This is a genomic window from Nocardioides sp. NPDC087217, assembly GCF_044744805.1.
Taxonomy (GTDB): domain Bacteria; phylum Actinomycetota; class Actinomycetes; order Propionibacteriales; family Nocardioidaceae; genus Nocardioides.
Window position 1 is genome coordinate 1,121,270 of the sequence record NZ_JBIUZB010000002.1, and the last position, 19,204, is coordinate 1,140,473.

The following is a 19,204-nucleotide window of genomic DNA, read 5'->3' on the forward strand; positions in this document are numbered from 1 at the left end:
CCGAAGGGCCTCAGAGAATCCTAGTCAACAGACGTACGCCGACCCAATCCGTCACGCGGTGCCGAGCTTCGCGGCGATGACCGAGAGCGCCTCGTGGTAGCCGTCGATGCCCTTGCCCGCGACGACCGCGACCGCGTGTGGGGTGATGACGCTGGTGTGCCGAAAGACCTCTGGGCGCTCGAGCGGCTCGGAGATGTGCACCTCGACCAGCGGAGCGGTCAGCTGCGCGCAGGCGTCGTAGATGGCGTAGGAGTAGTGGGTCCAGGCGGCGGCGTTGAGCACGACCGGGATGCCCTTGTCGGCCGCGGCGTTGAGCCAGTCGACCATGTCGCCCTCGTGGTTGGTCTGACGTACGTCCACGGCGAAGCCGAGCGCATGACCCCAGTCGACGCACATCGCGGCGAGCTCGTCGTGGGTGGTGTGCCCGTAGATCTCGGGCTGACGCTTCCCGAGACGACCGAGGTTGGGGCCGTTGAGGACCAGGACCGGCTGTAGCTTCTTGCTCACCCGGTCATCCTGTCACGGGCTCTGGGCGGTCTCTGGGCCGTCTCGACACCGGTGACGGCGATCCCAATCTAAGCGCTCACTTATATTGTGCGACACTGGATCCGACACCAGGAGACTCCGACACGAGACTCCGACATGAGGAGGGCGATGAACGAGCTCCGCACCAGCACCCAGGCGCGCGGCGACCGTAGCCGTGCCCGTCTGCTCGACGCGGCGGTCCAGGCATTCTCCGCCAAGGGGTTCCACGGCACCAGCACCCGCGACATCGCCACGGCGGCTGGACTGAGCCCGGCCGCGGTCTACGTCCACCACCGCTCCAAGGAGGAGCTCCTCCACGCGATCGCGGTGCGTGGCCACGAGGTGATCCTCGAGGCGGTCACCGACGCCACCCGCGCCGACGCCACGCCCGCAGAGCGGGTCGCGGCCGCCGTACGCACCTATGTCCTCTTCCACGCGCGCTCCCACACGACGGCCCGGGTCATCAACTACGAGCTCGCCGCGCTGACCGAGGAGCACTTCCGCGAGATCGCGGGGCTGCGCCGCGCCATCGACACCGTCATGCGCGAGGTCGTCGAGGAAGGCGTACGCAGCGGCGACTTCGACACCCCCGACCCCGCCAAGGCCGCCACCGCCCTGCTCTCGCTCGGCATCGACCTGGCCCGGTGGTACCGCGACGACGGCTCCTGGACCCCCGAGGACCTCGCCGACTTCTATGCCGACCTGGCGCTCCGCGTCGTCGGCGCCCGCCCCTGATCCCCACCGGAAAGCACCCGAGGAGAAAGCACCATCATGCGCCGCACCATCTACACCGAGGACCACCAGTCCTTCCGCGAGACCATCCGCTCGTTCATCGAGAAGGAGGTCACCCCGGTCTACGACGAGTGGTACGAGGCCGGGATCGTCCCCCACGACTTCTACCTCAAGCTCGGTGAGCTCGGCGTGTGGGGCATCCAGGTGCCCGAGGAGTACGGCGGCGCCGGGATCGAGTCGTTCAAGTACTCCGCCGTCATCACCGAGGAGCTCGCCCGCGCCGGCGTCTCCTTCGGCGGCTCCAGCACCCACGTCGGACTGTGCCTGCCCTACCTCCTCAAGCTCGGCACCAAGGAGCAGATGGAGCGCTGGATGCCCGGATTCGTCTCCGGTGAGGAGATGTGGGCGATCGCGATGACCGAGCCCGGCACCGGCTCCGACCTCGCCGGCATGACCACCAACGCCAAGCTCACCGAGGACGGCAAGCACTACATCCTCAACGGCGCCAAGACCTTCATCACCGGCGGCGTCAACGCCGACCGGGTGATCGTCTGCGCCCGCACCGCGCCGGCGTCCGCCGACGACCGCCGTGGCGGGATCACCCTGCTCGCCGTCGACACCTCGCTCCCGGGCTACGAGGTCGGCCGCAAGCTCGACAAGCTCGGGCTCAAGGTCTCCGACACCGCCGAGCTCTCCTTCACCGACGTGCAGGTCCCCGTCGAGGACGTACTCGGCGAGGTCGGCAAGGGCTTCTCCTACCTCGGTCAGAACCTGCCCGTCGAGCGTCTCGGCATCGCCGTCGGCGCCTACGCCCAGGCCGCGGCCGCAGTCGAGTTCGCCAAGGCCTACGTCCACGACCGCAAGGTCTTCGGCACCACCGTCGCCTCCTTCCAGAACACCAAGTTCGAGCTGGCCGCCTGCAAGGCCGAGGTGGACGCCGCCGAGGCCGTGGTCGACCGCGCCATCGAGGCCGAGGACGCCGGCACCCTCACCGCCGCCGAGGCCGCCTCCGCCAAGCTCTTCTGCACGGAGGTCGCCCACCGCGTCATCGACCGCTGCCTCCAGCTCCACGGCGGCTACGGCTACATGAACGAGTACCCCATCGCCCGCCTCTACGCCGACAACCGCGTCAACCGCATCTACGGCGGCACCTCCGAGGTCATGAAGCTGATCATCGCCAAGGACATGGGTCTGTGAGTTGAAGGTCAGGCGGGCTGGGGCTTCTCCGAGTCTCCAGCCCGCCTGGGCTCCTCTGCCCGCGCGAGCTCGGCGATGTAGTCGTTGAGCCAGGCGCCCGCCTCGGAGACCGAGTCCAGCACATCGAGCCCCTCGGCCGCCTCTTCGTACAGTGACCCCCATCGCTCGCCCGGCGACAGCAGCGGCGGCCAGTCGTGCTCCTGACGGAATGCGAAGAGCCGCTGGGTCACCTGCGCAACCAGCTTCGGATCCGTCGCCGGAACGATCAGCTGAAGGTCGACGAGGTCGTGGGCTCGTTCGCTCCGCGGAGCGGTGCAGGCGTGGATCTTCTGAGCGATCTGGTGATGTAGCGGCTGGACCCGCACCGCGCCCGGTTCGGGGAGACCGAGCGCGTCGAAGATCTCCAGAACCTCTGACGACATCACCAGCTCGGGCGGCTCGTTCGTCGTCGACTCCAGCTCGTCGTACCCGATCTCGAGGTCGATCGCCTTGAACGTCTTGCGAGCGAACTTGAGCCGCACTCTGAACGGTTGCATGACGTACGCGTCCGGAACGGACTCGGGCGCACGCCGTTCGCCCATCGTCACCTCGCCGGTGAACCCATACCAACCCACGCCGAGACGATCTGCCAGCTCATCGCGGAACGCGTCGAGGTCACCTCGATAGGCGGCATCGACGTCAGGGGTCTCCCTCGTGAGCCGTTCGCCGAAGCGCAGCTTCAGCCCCGTGCCACCCTTGACCGCCGAGTCGGGCAGCATCTGCGCAAGCACCACATTCGCGACCAAAGCGACCAGTCGCTTCTGGGAGAGGCCGCGCTCTGCAGCCAGGGTCGTCGTCGCACGGATCAGATCACCGACTCGCCTCGGCATCGCTCCACCCATCCGCCGCCTCCAACTCCGAGATGACCCGCTGCGCCTCGTTGTGGTCGATCAGGCCGCGCGCGGCCGCCAAATTCATTGCATCGACCAGTCGTGTCTCCATCACCTTGCCACGACAGGCGAGCGCAGCGGCGCCGACACGCATCGAGGCGATCCCCTCGATATCGGCTCGCAGGTACGGCGGCACGTGCTTTCGAACGATCTGGACGGTGGGCGGCAGCCGCTTGCGGACTCGCGCGGTCGTCGCGACCTTGATCCGACGGACGTTGATCTGCCCGAGGTCATATGCAGCCAGCACCGACTCGTCAGCCAGGACAGCGTCCGCGCCGACCAACGCCACCGCAGCCGCGAACTCGTCCAGAGGCCCAGGCGGGACCTCGGCCATCCGATACACGCCCTGGCCCAGTCGGATCAGAGCTCCGCGGGAGGCCAGCTTTCGCACCTCGACCGCGGGCACGCCGGCGGATTCGGACTCTGCGAGCGTGACGATGCCGTGGCTGTCGAAACCCAGTTCGCGTAGGACGCTGCGATAACTCATTGGAACCACCTCGGTCAAAAGCGTACCGGATTCGGTACGCTTTTGCCGGGCACGACTTCTGTGCAGGCGTACGCTCGGGGCATGACGCCGCGCGAGGACGAGAACCGTCGCTTGCTGCGGGCGCGTGACGCGATGGACCGGCACTACGCCGAGCCGCTCGACGTCGCTGCGATCGCCCGCGTCGCCCACGTGTCGCCGGCGCACTTCAGCCGCAGGTTCAAGGCGGTCTTCGGGGAGACGCCGCACCGCTACCTGCAGCGGCGGCGGATCGAGCGGTCGATGGCGTTGCTACGGGACACCGCGACCCCGGTCACCGAGGTCGCGATCACGGTCGGCTTCACCAGCCTCGGCACCTTCGGCCGTACGTTCCGCGACATCGTCGGCACCTCGCCGACCGACTACCGCGCCCGGGCCGACAGCCCGGCCGTGCCGGGGTGTGTGGCCCGCGCCTGGATGCGGCCGGCGAGCTGAGCAGTTTCGGAGAAGCGCCCGACGGCGAACCGCCGCAGACTGGTCGCATGCTGACCAACATCAACATCACCGGAATCTACGTGCTCGACCAGGACGAGGCGCTCGACTTCTACGTCGGCAAGCTCGGGCTGGAGATCGGGAGCGACGTCGACATGGGCTTCATGCGCTGGCTCACCATCCACCTTCCCTGCGACCCCGACCACCAGTTGCTGCTCGAGGTACCGGGCGGCTCCCCCGCCCACAGCGAGGAGACGGTCGCCCAGCTGCGCGACCTGGTCACCAAGGGAGCCATGGGCGCCGTGGTCATCTTCAACACCGACGACGCAGAGTTGCTCTACGAGGACCTCTCCGCCAAGGGCGTCGAGTTCACCGACAAGCCCACCAAGCAGCCTTACGGCATCGACTGTGCCTTCCGCGATCCCTTCGGCAACCACATTCGGGTGACGCAGCGCGTCGAAGGCCCGTTCGAGGTCACCGACGAGGACATCGCCCGCTGGTCCGGGAAGTGAGCCGAATCGAGGAGGACTAGCTCCTCGATCGCTATGACGGAGGGTCCGACCTTGTGAATGATTCACAAGGTCGGACCCTCCGTCATCGCGGTCCGCTCGGCGTCCAGCGGAGGCGCGTCCTAACCTGCTACCACCGCGTACGCCTCGCGCAGCTGCTCCTCCGGCGGCCCGGTGAGGATACGCGGGGTGGCGAGGTCGTGGAGGACGAGGAAGCGGAGGACGGAGCCGCGGGCCTTCTTGTCGACGCGCATGGCACCGATGAGGTCGTCGAAGCCGGCCTCGACGCCGAGCTCCTTGACGGTGGTCGGGAGGCCGACCTTCGCAAACGTCGGCGCGTGCCGGGCGGCGACGTCGTCGGAGAGGACCCCGGCGAGGCGGGCGAGCTCGGCGGCGTACACGCAACCGACGGCGACCGCGTCGCCGTGGCGGATCGAGAAGCCGGAGTGCTTCTCGAGTGCGTGCGCGAGGGTGTGGCCGTAGTTGAGGGTCTCACGGCCGGGGTGCCCGTCGGCGCCGCCGGTCTCCTTCAGGTCGGCGGCGACGACCTCGGCCTTGACCCGGACCGCACGCTCGACCAGCTCGGCGAGAACGGGCGAGGACGCGGTGATCTTGTCAGTCTCGTCGACCAGACGCAGGATCTCGGGGTCGGCGATGAAGCCGCACTTGACGACCTCGCCGAGCCCGGCGATCAGGTCGGCCTCGGGCAGGGTCTCGAGCAGCGCGAGGTCGCACAGCACCCCGGCGGGCTCGTGGAACGCACCGACGAGGTTCTTCCCGGCAGCGGTGTTGACGCCGGTCTTGCCGCCGACCGCGGCATCCACCATGGCGAGCACCGTCGTGGGCACGTGCACGACGCGTACGCCGCGCAGCCAGCCGGCCGCGACGAACCCACCGAGGTCGGTGGTCGCACCGCCACCGAAGGTGACGACGGCGTCGGAGCGGGTGAAGCCCCGCTCCCCCAGCGCCTCCCAGCAGTCGTTGGCGACCGCGACCGTCTTCTGGTCCTCGCCGCTGGGCAGACCGAGGCCGAGCACGTCGTAGTCCTTCAGCAGCTCCTCGAGTACCGGCTCGGCGTACTCGGCCAGGTCGGCGGCGTAGAGAAACGCCACCCGCTCGACGCTCTCGCCCAGCAGTCCCTGGAGCCGGCCGGCGAGGCCGGAACCGATGACGACGTCGTACGCAGCGGCGCTCTCGACCCTGATGACGGTGCTGGCTGGCTCAGTCACATCTACTCCGTGGTGTTCAGCGCGGTCAGGGCGGTGGCGAGCTCGGCGGCGACGTCGTCGGCCGAGCGGCCGTCGGTGTCGACGACGAGCGTCGCGACCGACTCATAGATGGGTGCGCGCTCCTCCAGGAGCGTCTTGATGCGGCCGCGTACGTTGCCGAGCAGCATCGGACGGCCCGAGCCGAGCCCGACCCGCTTGACCGCGTCCGCGACCCCGACCCGCAGGTAGACGACGGTGTGCTCCTTGAGCAGGATCTGGGTCTGCTCAGCCAGCACGGCGCCGCCGCCGAGGGAGACCACGCCGTCGTGCTCGGCCAGGGCAGCCGCGACGGCGGAGGCCTCGACCGCACGGAAGTGGGCCTCGCCCTCGTCGACGAAGATGTCCTGCACGCTCTTGCCTGCGGCCGCCGCGATGTCCTCGTCGGTGTCACGCAGGGTCACCCCGAGACGGGAGGCGAGCAACGCTCCGACCGTGGACTTCCCGGCGCCCATCGGGCCGACCAGCACGATGGCGGGCATCACGAGTACCTCAGGTTCTCGAGGTAGGCCTTGGCGTTGCGCGCGGTCTCGGCGACCGAGTCGCCACCGAACTTCTCCAGCGCCGCCTCGGCCAGCACGAGCGCGACCATCGCCTCGGCGACGACGCCGGCGGCAGGCACCGCGCAGACGTCCGAGCGCTGGTGGTGCGCGACGGCCTCCTCACCGGTGGCCACGTCGACGGTGCGCAGCGCACGCGGCACGGTCGCGATCGGCTTCATCGCGGCGCGGACCCGCAGGATCTCGCCGGTCGACATGCCGCCCTCGGTGCCGCCGGAGCGTCCGGAGGCGCGGCGGATGCCGTCGGCGGAGGGAACGATCTCGTCGTGGGCCTTGGAGCCAGGCGTCGCGGCGAGCTCGAAGCCGTCGCCGACCTCGACACCCTTGATCGCCTGGATGCCCATCAGCGCACCGGCCAGGCGGGCGTCGAGGCGGCGGTCCCAGTGCACGTGGGAGCCGAGGCCCGGCGGCAGGCCGTGGACGACGACCTCGACGACGCCGCCGAGCGTGTCACCGTCCTTGTGGGCCTCGTCGATCCGGGCGACCATCTGCTTGGAGCCGTCGGGGTCGAGCACCCGCACCGGGTCCTCGTCCAGGCGCGCCACGTCCTCGGGAGCGGGGACCTCGCGGCCGGGCGTACGGACCCCGCCGATCTCCAGGACGTGGGAGACCAGGCGGACGCCGAGCGCCTGCTCAAGGAAGGCCGAGGCGACCGCGCCGAGCGCGACTCGGGCCGCGGTCTCACGGGCCGAGGCACGCTCCAGAATCGGGCGGGCGTCGTCGAAGTCGTACTTCTGCATCCCGACCAGGTCGGCGTGGCCGGGCCGCGGACGGGTCAGCGGCGCATTGCGCGCCTGGCCGGCCAGCACGTCGGGGTCGACCGGGTCGGAGGCCATCACGGTCTCCCACTTGGGCCACTCGGTGTTGCCGACCTCGATCGCGACCGGACCGCCCTGGCTCTCCCCGTGGCGTACGCCGCCGGTGATCCGCACCTGGTCCTTCTCGAACTTCATCCGGGCACCGCGGCCATAGCCGAGCCGCCGCCGGGCCAGGGCATCAGCGATGTCGTCAGAGGTGATCCGGACGTGGGCGGGCAGACCCTCCATCACGGCCGTCAAGGACGGACCATGGGACTCGCCCGCAGTGAGCCAACGCAACATGACGCCAGTCTTTCATCCCGGCCACGCAACCCCGTGCACCCGGCCTCAAAGCGAGACGGCGAGCACACCGACGAGCATGCCCAGAATCATGAACGGCCCGTACGCCAGCGGCTCGCGCATCGCCGTACGCGAGCGCTGCACGACGGCGCGCCCGATGCCCCAGACGCCGAAGATCGCCAGCCCGGCCCACAGCCCGACCGCCAGCTGCTCCCAGCCGAGCCGACCGAGGACCAGGCCGACGAGCGCCGCCAGCCGTACGTCGCCGAAACCCATCGCGTGCGGCAGCACCCGCCACAGCAGCCAGAACGCCGAGCGCGCGATCACCAGCCCGGCGAGGGCGCCGAGTGCCGCCGCGCTGTCACGCGTCCAGAGCCACTCGGCGGCGAGCAGGCCGAGCGCGACCGCGGTCGCCACCAGGATCGGCACCTTCGGCAGCCGCTGGACGCGCCAGTCGACGTAGGCGAGCAGCACCCAGACAGGGGTGAGGGGCACCAGGGCCACCATCAGCCGCGAGGGCTCCACCTGCCAGGCGAGCAGCCCGGCGAGCGCCGCGGAGACGGCGACCGCAAGAGGAAGCAGCGGGGGCCATCCAGCCACCGTGGCATAGGAGACCGCCGGCGGGTCGTCGACCGGCTCGGGGAGCCGGCGGAGCAGTGTCGGCACCCCGAGAGCGAGCAGACCGGCGACGGCCGCACTCACCAGCACGACCGCCCCGGTACTCATGCCGGTGTCGGCTCCATGATGCCGCGCGCCTTCTCCCCCGCCGCCCGCATCGCAGCGAGCGGCGCGGTCCGGCCGGTGAAGAGCTCGAACTGCAGCACCGCCTGGTGCACGAGCAGGTCCAGGCCGCTCACCGCCACCCCAGGGGTCACCGACAGCAGGGGCGAGGGCCACGGGTCGTAGACGACGTCGAAGACGACCGGGGTCGAGGCCCAGCGGTCGATCAGCTCCGGGGTCTGCGCCTTCGCCGGAACAGTGGAGACGACCACGTCGACGCCACTGGTGGCCGACTCCTGGGCGGCCGAGTCGAGCGGCAGCACCGAGACGACGGGCTTGCTCCGGTGACGCGAGATCATCTCGATCGTCTCCCCCGCCGCCCCTGGGTTGCGCGCCAGCAGCGTGATCCGGGAGGCACCCAGCTCGGCCAGCGCGAGACCCGTGGAGGCCGCGGTCGCGCCGGCGCCCAGGATCGCACCGGACGTGCAGGAGAATCCCTCGCCCGCGCGCTCCCGGATCGCCGCGACAGCGCCTGGCAGATCGGTGTTGTCCCCCACCCAGCCGTGCGAGGAGCGCACCAGCGTGTTGACCGCCCCCACGAGCTGGGCCCGCGGCGACTTCGACCGCGCCAGCTCGTACGCCTCCCGCTTGAGCGGCATCGTCACCGACAGCCCACGCCATCGGCTCGGCGGCCAGTCACCGCCGAGGTCCGCGACGTACTTCGCCAGGCCACCGGCCTGCACGCGCGTGGAGGTGTAGGTCCAGTCGGACATCTCCAGCTCGGCGTACGCCGCCTGGTGAAGGACCGGGGAGAGCGAGTGATCGATCGGATCACCCAGAACAGCGCACTTCAATCAACGTCTCCTTGCATCAGCACTTGTTCTTAGCGCAGTACGCGTCCAGGTCAGCGCTCCAGCCCTGGAACTCCTCGTAGTCGCGGGTGAACTTGGTCTCGCCCGTCTTCAGATTCACCGTGATGTAGAAGAGCCAGTTGCCCTTGGCCGGGTTGAGCGCCGCCTCGATCGCCGCGTCACCGGGCGAGCCGATAGGAGTCGGCGGCAGACCAGCGCGACGACGGGTGTCGTACGGCGTGTCCTTGGCCAGTTCAGCGGATGTCAACTGGGTGGTGCCGGACTTCCCGATGCCGTACGCATTCGATGCGTCGATCCCGAGCGTTCCATTCGTGGCTCCGTCGTCGATCTTGGGATCGAGCCGGTTGTAGATCACCCGGGCGACCTTGGGCATGTCGTCACCGCGACCCTCCGCCTCGACCAGCGAGGCGATGGTCATGATCTGCTCGGCCGTACAGGCCTTGCCGCCACCGCACTTGAGCTGTTTGGCGCGCGCCTCGATGTCGTTGTCGCCGAGCGCCTGCTCCCACCGGTCGACCATCATCGCCAGCATCTCGGTTGGCGTCGCATCGGGCGGGAAGGCGTACGTCGCCGGGAACAGGTAACCCTCGACGTTGCCCTCGGCGTAGTCGGGCAGACCGATCGCCTCGGTGTCCTCGGCGGCCTTCTTGAACTCCGCCGGCTTCTTCTTGGTCTTCTCGGCGAGCACCTTGTAGATCGCCTTGGCCCGCGACCCCTCGGTGATGGTGACGTTGACCGTGTCGATGTTCTCCGGGTTGGCGAGGATCTCGACGGCGTCGGCGGCCTTCATCTGCTTCTTCAGCGGGTAGAAACCGACTTGGACGGTCAGCCCCTCGGCGTTGGCCGCCTCGATGAAGGCGTCGACCGACTCCACCACGCCGACCTCCTTCAGGTTGCGGCCGACGGCTGAGACCGAGTCACCCTCGTGCACCTCGAACGAGACGGGGTCGGTGCCGGGTCCCGGGTAGTCGGCCGGCGGCGCGACCATGTCCTTGACGTAGTCGATGGCCCGGTCGCCCACGAAGTAGAACCCGCCGAGGACGACCGCCATCGCCACCAGCACTGCCAGACAGCCACCGAAGCGGCGCTTGCGCTTGGGCGGCTCCTCGTCGAAGTAGGGGTCGTGATCGGATGGACCGCCCTCGAAGAAGGCCGGCTGCTGCTGGTAGGTCGGACCGCCGTAGCCGCCCGGCCGTGGCGGGGGCTCCTGCCGGCCGTAGCCCGGAGGGGGCGTGCCGGCACCGGGCATCGGACGGGGCCCCGGGCGCCGACCCGGCTGGCCCTGCTGCCGCGGAGGCATCTGACCCGGCATCTGACCGGGGGCCTGCCCGGGCATCTGCGGCGGCATCCGGCGTGGGTCACGGGGATCCTGCGGAGGCTGTTGCCGTGGCGGATAGCCACCGCGCGGATCGCGACCATATGACCCCTGGCCAGGGCGACGCGGGTCGCGCGGGTCCGGGGGGTAATAGCGCTCACTCAATGACCGACCTCAACGATCTCTCCAGGCGCGGTCCCCGAAGCGCGCTCACTGTCCAATGCGTGTTGCAGGATCACAACCGCTGCGGCCATGTCCACCACGGCTCGGCGGTCCTGGCCCTTGCGACCTCGGTCTCGGAGCATAGCCTCCGCGGAAACTGTTGTAAGTCGTTCGTCAACGAGGCGAACCGGGACCGGAGCCACTCGTCGCGCCAAGGACGCGGCGAAGTCCCGGACCTTAGCAGTCGCTGGGTTCTCTCCTCCCTTGAGGGACCGGGGCAGCCCGACGACCACCTCGAGCATCGTCGACTCCTCGGCGATCTCGGCGACGATCGCCTGCAGACGGGCGAGGTCTCCGCGGCCCTTCTTGACCGTCTCCAGCGGCGTCGCCAGGAACCCCGTGGGGTCACTCCTGGCGACGCCGATCCGGGCGTCGCCAGGATCGAGACCGAGGCGTACGCCGTGGCGCATCAGGCTTGCGCGACCAGCGTCGCGACCATTCCGAGCGCGGTGTCGATCTTGGAGACGTCGGTGCCACCGCCCTGGGCGAAGTCCGGCTTGCCACCGCCGCGCCCGCCCACGACCGGCGCGAGCTCCTTGATCAGGTCACCCGCCTTGACGCCCTTGGCGATGCCGGCCGGGTTGACCGCGGCCACGACGGCGACCTTGTCGTCGGCGTCACCGATGAGCACCACAGCCGCCGGCGCGTCACCGAGCCGGGCGCGTACGTCCTGGGCGAGCGTGCGCGCGTCGCCGCCGCCCACACCCGGCACCCGCTGGGCGACGAGCTGGACGCCGTTGACGTCGACCGCGGAGGCCGCGATCGAGCCACCGGAGGCGAGCAGCTGTGCCGTACGCGCCCGGGCGATCTCCTTCTCGGCGGCCTTGAGCCGCTCCATCAGGTCGGAGACCCTGCCGACGACGTCGTCGGACTTCGTCTTGAGCAGCAGGTTGAGCTCGGAGACCACGTCACGCTCACGGGCGAGGTAGTTGAAGCCCTCGACGCCCGTGTAGGCCTCGATGCGCCGGTTGCCGGAGCCGACCGAGGCCTCCGAGGTGACCACGATGGTGCCGATTTGGGCGGAGTGGTCCACGTGGGTGCCACCGCACAGCTCGCGCGACCAGGGGCCGCCGATCTCGACGACCCGCACCTTGGAGTCGTCGTAGGTCTCACCGAAGAGCGCGATCGCGCCCCACTCCTTGGCCTGCGGGAGGGTCATGTAGTCCCAGGAGACCGGCAGGTCGGCCCGCAGCGCGTGGTTGGAGACCTCCTCGATCTCGTGCATCTGCGCAGGCGTCAGGCCCTTGGTCCAGCCGTAGTCGAGACGCAGGTAACCAGGGCGGTTGTAGGAACCCGACTGCAGCGCGGTCGGACCGAGCACCTCGCGCAGCGCCGCGTGCACCACGTGGGTGCCGGAGTGGGCCTGGCGGGCGCCGAGACGCCACTCGGGGTCGACCTGCGCGTGCACGAGGGACTCGCCGCCGTGGAACTCGCCGTCGACGACCCGGACCTGGTGCACCACGAGACCCTTGACCGGCCGCTGCACGTCGACGACCTCGAGCCGGCCGCCGTCGAACTCGATGATGCCGGCGTCGGCGGACTGGCCACCGGACTCGGCGTAGAACGGGGTGCGGTCCAGGACGATCTCGCCGATCTCGTCGGGACCGAGCACGTCGACCCGCTTGCCCTCCTTGAGGAGGGCGATCGGCTTCGACTCGGTGTCGAGGGTCGTGTACGCCTGCCAGTCGGTCGGACCGTTGCTGTCGAGGATGCCGCGGTAGACCGACACGTCGGCGTGCTGGCCCTTCTTGGCGCGCGCGTCGGCCTTGGCGCGCTCGCGCTGCTCGGTCATCAGGCCGCGGAAGCCCGGCTCGTCGACCTCGAGGCCCGCCTCGGCGGCCATCTCGAGGGTCAGGTCGATCGGGAAGCCGTACGTGTCGTGGAGCTGGAACGCCTTGGCCCCCGTGAACGTGGTGGATCCGCTCGACTTCACCTCGGTCGCGGCCAGGTCGAAGATCTGGGTGCCGGCCGCGAGGGTCTTGCGGAAGGCCTCCTCCTCGGCGTCGGCGACCCGCTTGATCCGGTCCCAGCTGGTGTGCAGGTCGGTGTAGGTCTCCCCCATCTTGTCGCGGGAGATCGGCAGCAGCTCCGGCATCGCCGGGTCCTCGTAGCCCAGCAGGCGCATGTTGCGGATCGCACGGCGCATCAGGCGGCGCAGGACGTAGCCGCGGCCCTCGTTGCCGGGGGTCACGCCATCGCCGATCAGCATCAGCGAGGAGCGCACGTGGTCGGCGACGACCCGGAAGCGGACGTCGTCCTCGTAGGAGGCGCCGTACTTCTTCCCGGTCAGCTCCATCGCCTTCTCGATGACCGGGAAGACGACGTCGGTCTCATACATGTTGGACTTGCCCTGCATGAGGTAGGCGACGCGCTCGAGGCCGAGGCCGGTGTCGATGCCGGTCTGCGCGAGCGGGCCGTCGATGTCGACGTCGTACTTGGACCGCGCCGCGACGACGTTGTCCTGCATGAAGACGAGGTTCCAGAACTCCAGGTAGCGGTCGCCGGCGTCCCAGTCACGGTCGGCGCCGAACTCCGGGCCGCGGTCGATCAGGATCTCCGAGCACGGACCGCCCGGCCCGGGCACGCCCATGGACCAGTAGTTCTCGCTCGGGGGCAGCCGCACGATGCGGTCGTCGGGCAGGCCGGAGATCTTCTTCCAGAGCGCGACCGCCTCCTCGTCGCCGTTGAGCACCGAGGGGTAGAGGACCGACTCGTCGAAGCCGAAGCCACCGTCGGCGACCGACTTGGTGACCAGCTCCCAGGCGAGCGTGATCGCGCCCTCCTTGAAGTAGTCACCGAAGGAGAAGTTGCCGCACATCTCGAAGAAGGTGCCGTGACGGGTGGTCTTGCCGACCTCCTCGATGTCGGGCGTACGGATGCACTTCTGCACCGAGGTCGCCCGGTCGTAGGGCGGGGTCGCCTGGCCCAGGAAGTAGGGCTTGAAGGGCACCATGCCTGCGTTGACGAAGAGCAGGTTGGGGTCGTCGAGCAGGAGCGATGCCGACGGCACCACCGTGTGCTCGCCGACACTCGTGTTCTCGGCGAAATGCACCGTGAAACGGCGGCGGATCTCCGCCGTGCTCAACCACTCCATCAGGGGTTACTGCCTTCCGTGTTCTGCTGGGCCTCGTTCTCGGGCCCTGTCAATCCAAGTCTCTGCTGACCGACACCCGCGGCGCCAATCTGTTTCGGCCCCGCAGTGCGGGACTCGATCCACTCGCGAAGCTCGAGCTCCTTCTCGGCCTTGCCGGTGGCCAGCTCGTCGCGGAAGATCCGCGCGCCGACGCCGAGCGCCTGGGCCCGGTCGCGCAGGCCGTCGGCGGTGAACGCCTCCGCGGCCCGCCGCCCCTTGACCATCGCGTACACGCCCGCACCCGCACCGACCACGAACCAGATCGCGCCCCTCATCGGGAGTCCTCCATACGTATGTCCTCGTCAACTGCCGCGCGCTGGCGCGCACGGTATTCGCGCAGCGCCTCGCGCATCTCGCTCTTCCGGTCCTTGCGTGCCCGCTTGACCTCGCGGTGCATCTCGTAGCGGATCTTGAACCGCACCTCGGGCGAGAGCGCCCGGCGCACCCCGTGGACCAGCGCGGCGCCGTGGACCACGGTCTCCCGGAACACGGCGTCAGCGAAGGCGGGTGCGGTCAACGTACGCTGCACCACCTGCTCCACCTCGGCAGGCTCGCCGTCCTCTCCGAGGGAGGTGATCACATACTCTCTCTCGGCGGCCTCCCGGCGCCGCCGCCGGCCGACCGGCTCGGGCGGGGTCAGCCGCTTCTCCAGCGCCTCGAGCCGCTCGCGCAGCTCGGCCTCGCTGGCCTCGGCCTCCTCGAGCCGGCGCCGCGCGGCGCGGCGCGCCCGGAGCGCGAGCAGCACGGCCACCAGCGAGATGAGGACCAGGACCCCCACCGCGGTCAGCGTCGCCACCAGCGCCCACCCGGGCATGCTCGAGTTCGTCATCGTGCGCCTACCCTATCCATCCTGTCCGCGCACGATTTTCCGGACACGCTCCCAACGTTCCTTCACTCCGGCCTCGGCTCCGTGGGTGGTCGGCTGGTAGTACTCCGCGTCGGCCACCGCGTCGGGTGCGTACTGCTGCGTCGCGATGCCGAACGGCTCGTCGTGGGCGTACTTGTACGCCTCCCCGTGCCCGATCTTCTTCGCGCCCTCGTAGTGGGCGTCGCGCAGATGTGGCGGGACGTTGCCGATCTTCCCGGCCGCGACGTCGGCGCGAGCGGCGAAGATGGCGTTGGTGACCGCATTGGACTTCGGCGCGACAGCGAGGGCGATCGTCGCGTGCGCCAAGGTGAGCTGAGCCTCGGGCATCCCGATCAGCTGCACCGTCTGGGCCGCGGCCACCGCGGTCTGCAGCGCCGTCGAGTCGGCCAGGCCGATGTCCTCGGAGGCGAGGATCATCAGCCGGCGGGCGATGAACCGGGGGTCCTCCCCCGCCTCGATCATCCGTGCCAGGTAGTGCAGCGCCGCGTCGGCGTCCGAGCCGCGCACCGACTTGATGAAGGCACTGACCACGTCGTAGTGCTGGTCGCCCTGCCGGTCGTAGCGCACCGCCGCCTGGTCGACCGCCCGCTCGGCGGCCTCGAGGGTGATCTTCCCGCCGGACGCAGCTCCCGCCGCGGCCTCCAGGTACGTCAGCGACCGCCGTGCGTCGCCGCCGGCGAGGCGTACGAGATGATCGAGCGCCTCGTCCGTCAGCGTCACCGAGCCGCCGAGGCCACGCTCGTCCTCGACCGCCTTCAGCAGTACGCCACGGATGTCGTCGTCGGTGAGCGACTCGAGCCGCAGCAGCAGCGAGCGCGACAGCAGCGGCGAGATCACCGAGAAGAAGGGGTTCTCCGTGGTGGCGGCGACCAGCGTGACCCAGCGGTTCTCCACGCCCGGCAGCAGCGCGTCCTGCTGCGCCTTGCTGAACCGGTGGACCTCGTCGACGAAGAGCACCGTCTCCTTGCCGGTCGCGACCAGCTCGGCGCGGGCCGCGTCGATCGCCGCGCGGACCTCCTTGACCCCGGCCGAGACCGCGGAGACCTCGACGAAGCGACGGTCGGTGGAGCGGCTCACGATCGAGGCGATGGTCGTCTTGCCGGTCCCCGGCGGCCCCCACAGCAGCAGCGAGAGCGACTGTCCGCCCTCGACCACCTGGTGCAGCGGCGACCCGGACGCCTTGAGCGAGCTCTGGCCCACGAGCTCCTCGAGCGTACGCGGCCGCATCCGCACCGCCAGCGGCGCGGCCGCATGGTCGCTGTGGCTCAGCGACCCGCCACGCGAGGCGCCGGCAGCAGCCCCCATCTCAAACAACCCGTCCACACGCCAACCCTAGTGGTCGGCACCGACAGACTCAGCCGACAGGGGCGGGGGTCAGGTGAGCCGTACGCGTGGATCGAGCACGCTGTAGAAGAGGTCGACCAGGAGGTTGGTGACCACGATGATGAAGGCGGAGATCAGCGTGGTCGCCTCGATGACCGGCAGGTCGCTCTGGCTGACCGCGTTGAGCGCCCGCAGACCGAGGCCGGGGATGCCGAAGATGAGCTCGGTGAAGATGGTGCCCGTCAGCAGCGATCCGAAGTCGATGCCGAAGATCGTCACGATCGGCACGACGGCCGCGCGCAGCGCGTGCTTGTTGACGATCCTGCGCTCTGGAAGGCCCTTGGCGCGCGCCGTCCGGACGTAGTCCTGGTTGAAGGCCTCGATCATCGAGCCACGGGTGAACCGGGCGTACTTGGAGGAGTTCACCAGGCCGAGTGCGAGCCAGGGCAGCATCAGCCCCCATGCCCACTTCAGCGGTGAGTCGGTCAGCGGGTGGTAGCCCTCCTGCGGGAAGATCCCGGCGCTGACCGCGAGATAGAGGAACGCGAGCAGGACGAACAGATAGTAGGGAATCGACTCGATCACCAGGGTCGCGCCGATCACTGCCTTGTCCGCCGAGGTCCCCCTCCGTCCGGCCGCGAACATTCCGATGGGCACACCGATGAGCAGGATCGTGACGCCGGCGCCGACTGCTACCGAGACCGTCGGCCCGATCCGGTCCTTGATGTCGTCCCAGACATTGACCCGGTAGATGAAGCTGACCCCGAAGCACGGAGCCTCACAGTCGTACGACTCGGAGCCGAACGCGATCTCGCGACCCTTGACGATGCCGGTCATGTATTCGACGTACTGAACATGGAGCGGCGCATCCAGGTTGAGCGCCTCCCGGATCGCGTCCTGACGCTCGGCGGTGCACTTGGGCTCAGGGCACATCGCGTCCGCCGGGTCGCTCGGGCCATAGGTGAAGAGCGCGACGACCGCCACCGAGATCACGAACAGCACGAGCGCTGCTGAGATCAACCGGCGTACGACAAAACCGATCATGGGACGGAGGTCTCGCTTCCTAGAAAGATTTCCACCGGGCGCTGGCCCGGAGTTGCTGTGTCCGACTTGCTGGGTCCGGCCGGCGTGGGGTCTCCCACGCCGGCCGGATCACCTCACTTCAGGTACATGATGGAGAAGCTCGGCATGCCCTTGACCGGGTCGTTGACGACCCCGCCGACCTGCGAGCCCTTGATGAAGGCGTTCGCGTCGTAGCCGGCGTTGATCTCGACCATGTAGGTCTCCTGCATCCACTTGTCGAACTCGCCCCAGGCCGCGGGAACCTCGTCGGCGTCCATCTTCAGGATCTCGGCCTGCTTCGCGTCAGCGTCGGCCTCCTTGAAGTTGGTCGGGTTCGGCATGCCCGCCTTGTTGGCGTTCGAGCCGATCCACTGCGCCGGGAACCACGAGCCGCCCGAGGGCCAGTCGGAGCACCAGCCGCCGTAGCGCAGGTTGACCGGAGCGTCGAGGTTGCTCTCGTCGTCACGGTAGGTCTCGTCGGTCGAGGCCACCGGGGTCGCCTTGAAGCCGGCCGCCTCGAAGCCCTTGACCATCTGGTCCTTCTTGGCAACCGAGTTCTCGTCGTCACGCTGGTAGTGCCACTTCAGCTCGAAGCCCTCGGCCCCGGCCTCCTTCAGCAGCGCCTTGGCCTTCTCCGGGTCGGTGGTCTGGCCGTCCTGACCCTTCGGGTACTGGTACTCGACCCGGCCCGCGGTGCCCGGGGGCAGGAGCGAGGTGCCGGGCTGGATGGTGACGCCGACGATCTCGCCGGAGGCCTTCCAGGCAGCCTGGTAGGGGTAGGCCCAGCTGATGGCCTCGCGGACCAGCTTGTCCTTGATCTTGGTCTGGTCCGGACGGTACATGTAGGTGCACGGCGAGGTGCCCTCGATGAGGTTGTCCGGCGCGCTCTCCTTGATCGACTTGTAGGTCGGCGGCGTGACGTCGTCGTACGTCATCATCGTCTGCGCCGCCCCCTTGTCGCCGAGGATCTGGTTCTCGAGCTTCGCGGTGTCCTGGGCGAACTTGAAGTCGAACGCGTCGGCGGCCTGGATACGGCCGGGGTCGGTGTCGGGGTCCCACTGGTCATTCTTGACCAGCGTCAGCGAGGTGCCGGGCTTGTAGGACTCGAACTTGTAGGGCCCGGTCGCCATCGGGTGGCTCTCGTAGGCCAGCGGGTCCTTGTCCTTGGCCTTGGGGATCGGCGAGAAGACGGGGAACGAGGCGTAGTAGTCGAGCTCGGGGAACGGCTGGGCCAGGTGGATGATCACCTTGTTGCCGTCGGCCTCGACGCCGTCGTAGTCCTCGCCGCCGTACCAGCCGGCGCTGGCGTCGTAGTCGGGGAGCTTCTTCAGCTCGGCGTCGGTGTCCGCGAACGGGCCCTTGTACTTCTGACCGTCCTTGAAGAACGTCGTCTGGTACGTCGGGCCGTCGGTCAGGGTGTCGATGGCGAAGGAGCGCTTGATGCCGTAGACGACGTCCTCGGCGGTGACGTCGGTGCCGTCCTCGTACTTGATCCCGTCCTTCAGCTCGAAGGTCCAGGTCAGGCCGTCCTCGGAGACCTGACCGAGGTCGGTGGCGAGGTCGGGGACGAGAACGGAGTCGCCGCTCTCCTCGTCGTAGACGTACTGCGTCAGCGAGCGGGTCACCAGGCCGGACATGATCGCACCGGAGTCGGTGTAGTAGGTCCGGGTCGGGTCCAGGGTGTGGGGGGCGTTGTTGGACAGCACGGTGATCGTGCCGCCCGTCTTGGCGTCGGACGGGATCTCCAGCGGCCCCTCGGCCGTGGCGTCCTTGCCCGCGCCGGCGCCGCCGCCGGCCTTGAACTCGCCGGCCGGGTCCTCGCCGCCGCCGTCCCCGCCACCACACGCAGCGGTGAGCGTCAGCGCAGCGATCGCGCTGGCGGCGATCACTGTTCTCTTCAATCGCATCGTAGGTCTCCAC

Annotated in this window: 20 protein-coding genes; 4 read left to right on the forward strand and 16 right to left on the reverse strand. The window is 69.3% G+C overall.

The window, feature by feature from the left end; all coding sequences use genetic code 11:
* Nucleotides 1-51: 51 nt before the first annotated feature.
* On the reverse strand, nt 52-507 hold the full coding sequence (locus ACIO3S_RS12820) for a type II 3-dehydroquinate dehydratase (RefSeq protein ID WP_400463827.1): 456 nt from the start codon (nt 505-507) through the stop codon (nt 52-54).
* A gap of 147 nt (nt 508-654) precedes the next feature.
* Here ACIO3S_RS12820 and ACIO3S_RS12825 point away from each other — a divergent pair, with 147 nt between their 5' ends.
* On the forward strand, nt 655-1,260 hold the full coding sequence (locus tag ACIO3S_RS12825) for a TetR/AcrR family transcriptional regulator (protein ID WP_400463830.1): 606 nt from the start codon (nt 655-657) through the stop codon (nt 1,258-1,260).
* Between the two features lie 36 nt (nt 1,261-1,296).
* Nucleotides 1,297-2,454 (forward strand): acyl-CoA dehydrogenase family protein, encoded by a 1,158-nt coding sequence (locus ACIO3S_RS12830; RefSeq protein ID WP_400463833.1) that lies wholly within the window; start codon nt 1,297-1,299, stop codon nt 2,452-2,454.
* Between the two features lie 8 nt (nt 2,455-2,462).
* Here ACIO3S_RS12830 and ACIO3S_RS12835 read toward each other — a convergent pair whose 3' ends face one another.
* Nucleotides 2,463-3,323 (reverse strand): nucleotidyl transferase AbiEii/AbiGii toxin family protein, encoded by an 861-nt coding sequence (locus ACIO3S_RS12835; protein WP_400463835.1) that lies wholly within the window; start codon nt 3,321-3,323, stop codon nt 2,463-2,465.
* Nucleotides 3,304-3,879, reverse strand: a complete 576-nt coding sequence (locus tag ACIO3S_RS12840; protein ID WP_400464622.1) for a type IV toxin-antitoxin system AbiEi family antitoxin domain-containing protein — start codon at nt 3,877-3,879, stop codon at nt 3,304-3,306. Before ACIO3S_RS12840 ends, ACIO3S_RS12835 begins: the two co-directional genes overlap by 20 nt.
* A 72-nt stretch (nt 3,880-3,951) precedes the next feature.
* Between ACIO3S_RS12840 and ACIO3S_RS12845 the strand changes: the two genes are divergently transcribed.
* Together ACIO3S_RS12845 and ACIO3S_RS12850 are read left to right on the forward strand one after the other, a co-directional pair.
* Entirely contained in the window at nt 3,952-4,341 is a 390-nt protein-coding gene (locus ACIO3S_RS12845; protein WP_400463838.1) for a helix-turn-helix domain-containing protein, read from the forward strand.
* A gap of 47 nt (nt 4,342-4,388) precedes the next feature.
* The gene (locus ACIO3S_RS12850; RefSeq protein WP_400463841.1) at nt 4,389-4,850 is read left to right on the forward strand and encodes a VOC family protein; all 462 of its coding nucleotides are present in this window, start codon (nt 4,389-4,391) and stop codon (nt 4,848-4,850) included.
* 119 nt (nt 4,851-4,969) lie between these two features.
* Here the strand turns inward: ACIO3S_RS12850 and aroB are convergent, their stop codons facing one another.
* The 13 genes from aroB to ACIO3S_RS12915 all read right to left on the reverse strand — a co-directional run bounded on the left by aroB (nt 4,970) and on the right by ACIO3S_RS12915 (nt 19,191).
* The gene (gene aroB / locus ACIO3S_RS12855; protein ID WP_400463844.1) at nt 4,970-6,076 is read right to left on the reverse strand and encodes a 3-dehydroquinate synthase; all 1,107 of its coding nucleotides are present in this window, start codon (nt 6,074-6,076) and stop codon (nt 4,970-4,972) included.
* Between the two features lie 2 nt (nt 6,077-6,078).
* Entirely contained in the window at nt 6,079-6,594 is a 516-nt protein-coding gene (locus tag ACIO3S_RS12860; RefSeq protein WP_400463847.1) for a shikimate kinase, read from the reverse strand.
* Nucleotides 6,594-7,772, reverse strand: coding sequence for a chorismate synthase (gene aroC, locus ACIO3S_RS12865; RefSeq protein ID WP_400463850.1), 1,179 nt, complete (start codon nt 7,770-7,772; stop codon nt 6,594-6,596). The genes ACIO3S_RS12860 and aroC overlap by 1 nt, the downstream gene beginning before the upstream one ends.
* Before the next feature lie 45 nt (nt 7,773-7,817).
* A complete protein-coding gene (locus ACIO3S_RS12870) occupies nt 7,818-8,495 on the reverse strand; it encodes a prepilin peptidase (RefSeq protein ID WP_400463853.1) in 678 nt (225 codons plus the stop codon).
* Nucleotides 8,492-9,343 carry a shikimate dehydrogenase gene (locus ACIO3S_RS12875; protein ID WP_400463855.1) on the reverse strand — a complete coding sequence of 284 codons (852 nt, stop codon included), beginning with the start codon at nt 9,341-9,343 and terminating at the stop codon, nt 8,492-8,494. Before ACIO3S_RS12875 ends, ACIO3S_RS12870 begins: the two co-directional genes overlap by 4 nt.
* A 16-nt stretch (nt 9,344-9,359) precedes the next feature.
* On the reverse strand, nt 9,360-10,709 hold the full coding sequence (gene mltG / locus ACIO3S_RS12880) for an endolytic transglycosylase MltG (RefSeq protein ID WP_400463858.1): 1,350 nt from the start codon (nt 10,707-10,709) through the stop codon (nt 9,360-9,362).
* A 128-nt stretch (nt 10,710-10,837) separates the two neighbouring features.
* Nucleotides 10,838-11,308: a Holliday junction resolvase RuvX gene (ruvX, locus tag ACIO3S_RS12885; protein WP_160022920.1), complete on the reverse strand. Its 471-nt coding sequence runs from the start codon at nt 11,306-11,308 to the stop codon at nt 10,838-10,840.
* Nucleotides 11,308-13,983, reverse strand: coding sequence for an alanine--tRNA ligase (gene alaS / locus ACIO3S_RS12890; protein ID WP_400464625.1), 2,676 nt, complete (start codon nt 13,981-13,983; stop codon nt 11,308-11,310). Before alaS ends, ruvX begins: the two co-directional genes overlap by 1 nt.
* An 8-nt stretch (nt 13,984-13,991) precedes the next feature.
* Nucleotides 13,992-14,306: a DUF6167 family protein gene (locus ACIO3S_RS12895; RefSeq protein ID WP_400463860.1), complete on the reverse strand. Its 315-nt coding sequence runs from the start codon at nt 14,304-14,306 to the stop codon at nt 13,992-13,994.
* Nucleotides 14,303-14,860, reverse strand: a complete 558-nt coding sequence (locus ACIO3S_RS12900) for a hypothetical protein (protein ID WP_400463862.1) — start codon at nt 14,858-14,860, stop codon at nt 14,303-14,305. The genes ACIO3S_RS12895 and ACIO3S_RS12900 overlap by 4 nt, the downstream gene beginning before the upstream one ends.
* Before the next feature lie 12 nt (nt 14,861-14,872).
* Nucleotides 14,873-16,204, reverse strand: a complete 1,332-nt coding sequence (locus ACIO3S_RS12905) for a replication-associated recombination protein A (RefSeq protein WP_400464628.1) — start codon at nt 16,202-16,204, stop codon at nt 14,873-14,875.
* 69 nt (nt 16,205-16,273) lie between these two features.
* On the reverse strand, nt 16,274-17,266 hold the full coding sequence (locus ACIO3S_RS12910) for an ABC transporter permease (protein WP_400463864.1): 993 nt from the start codon (nt 17,264-17,266) through the stop codon (nt 16,274-16,276).
* Nucleotides 17,267-17,379: 113 nt separating this feature from the next.
* Nucleotides 17,380-19,191 (reverse strand): ABC transporter substrate-binding protein, encoded by a 1,812-nt coding sequence (locus ACIO3S_RS12915; protein WP_400463867.1) that lies wholly within the window; start codon nt 19,189-19,191, stop codon nt 17,380-17,382.
* Nucleotides 19,192-19,204 lie beyond the last annotated feature (13 nt).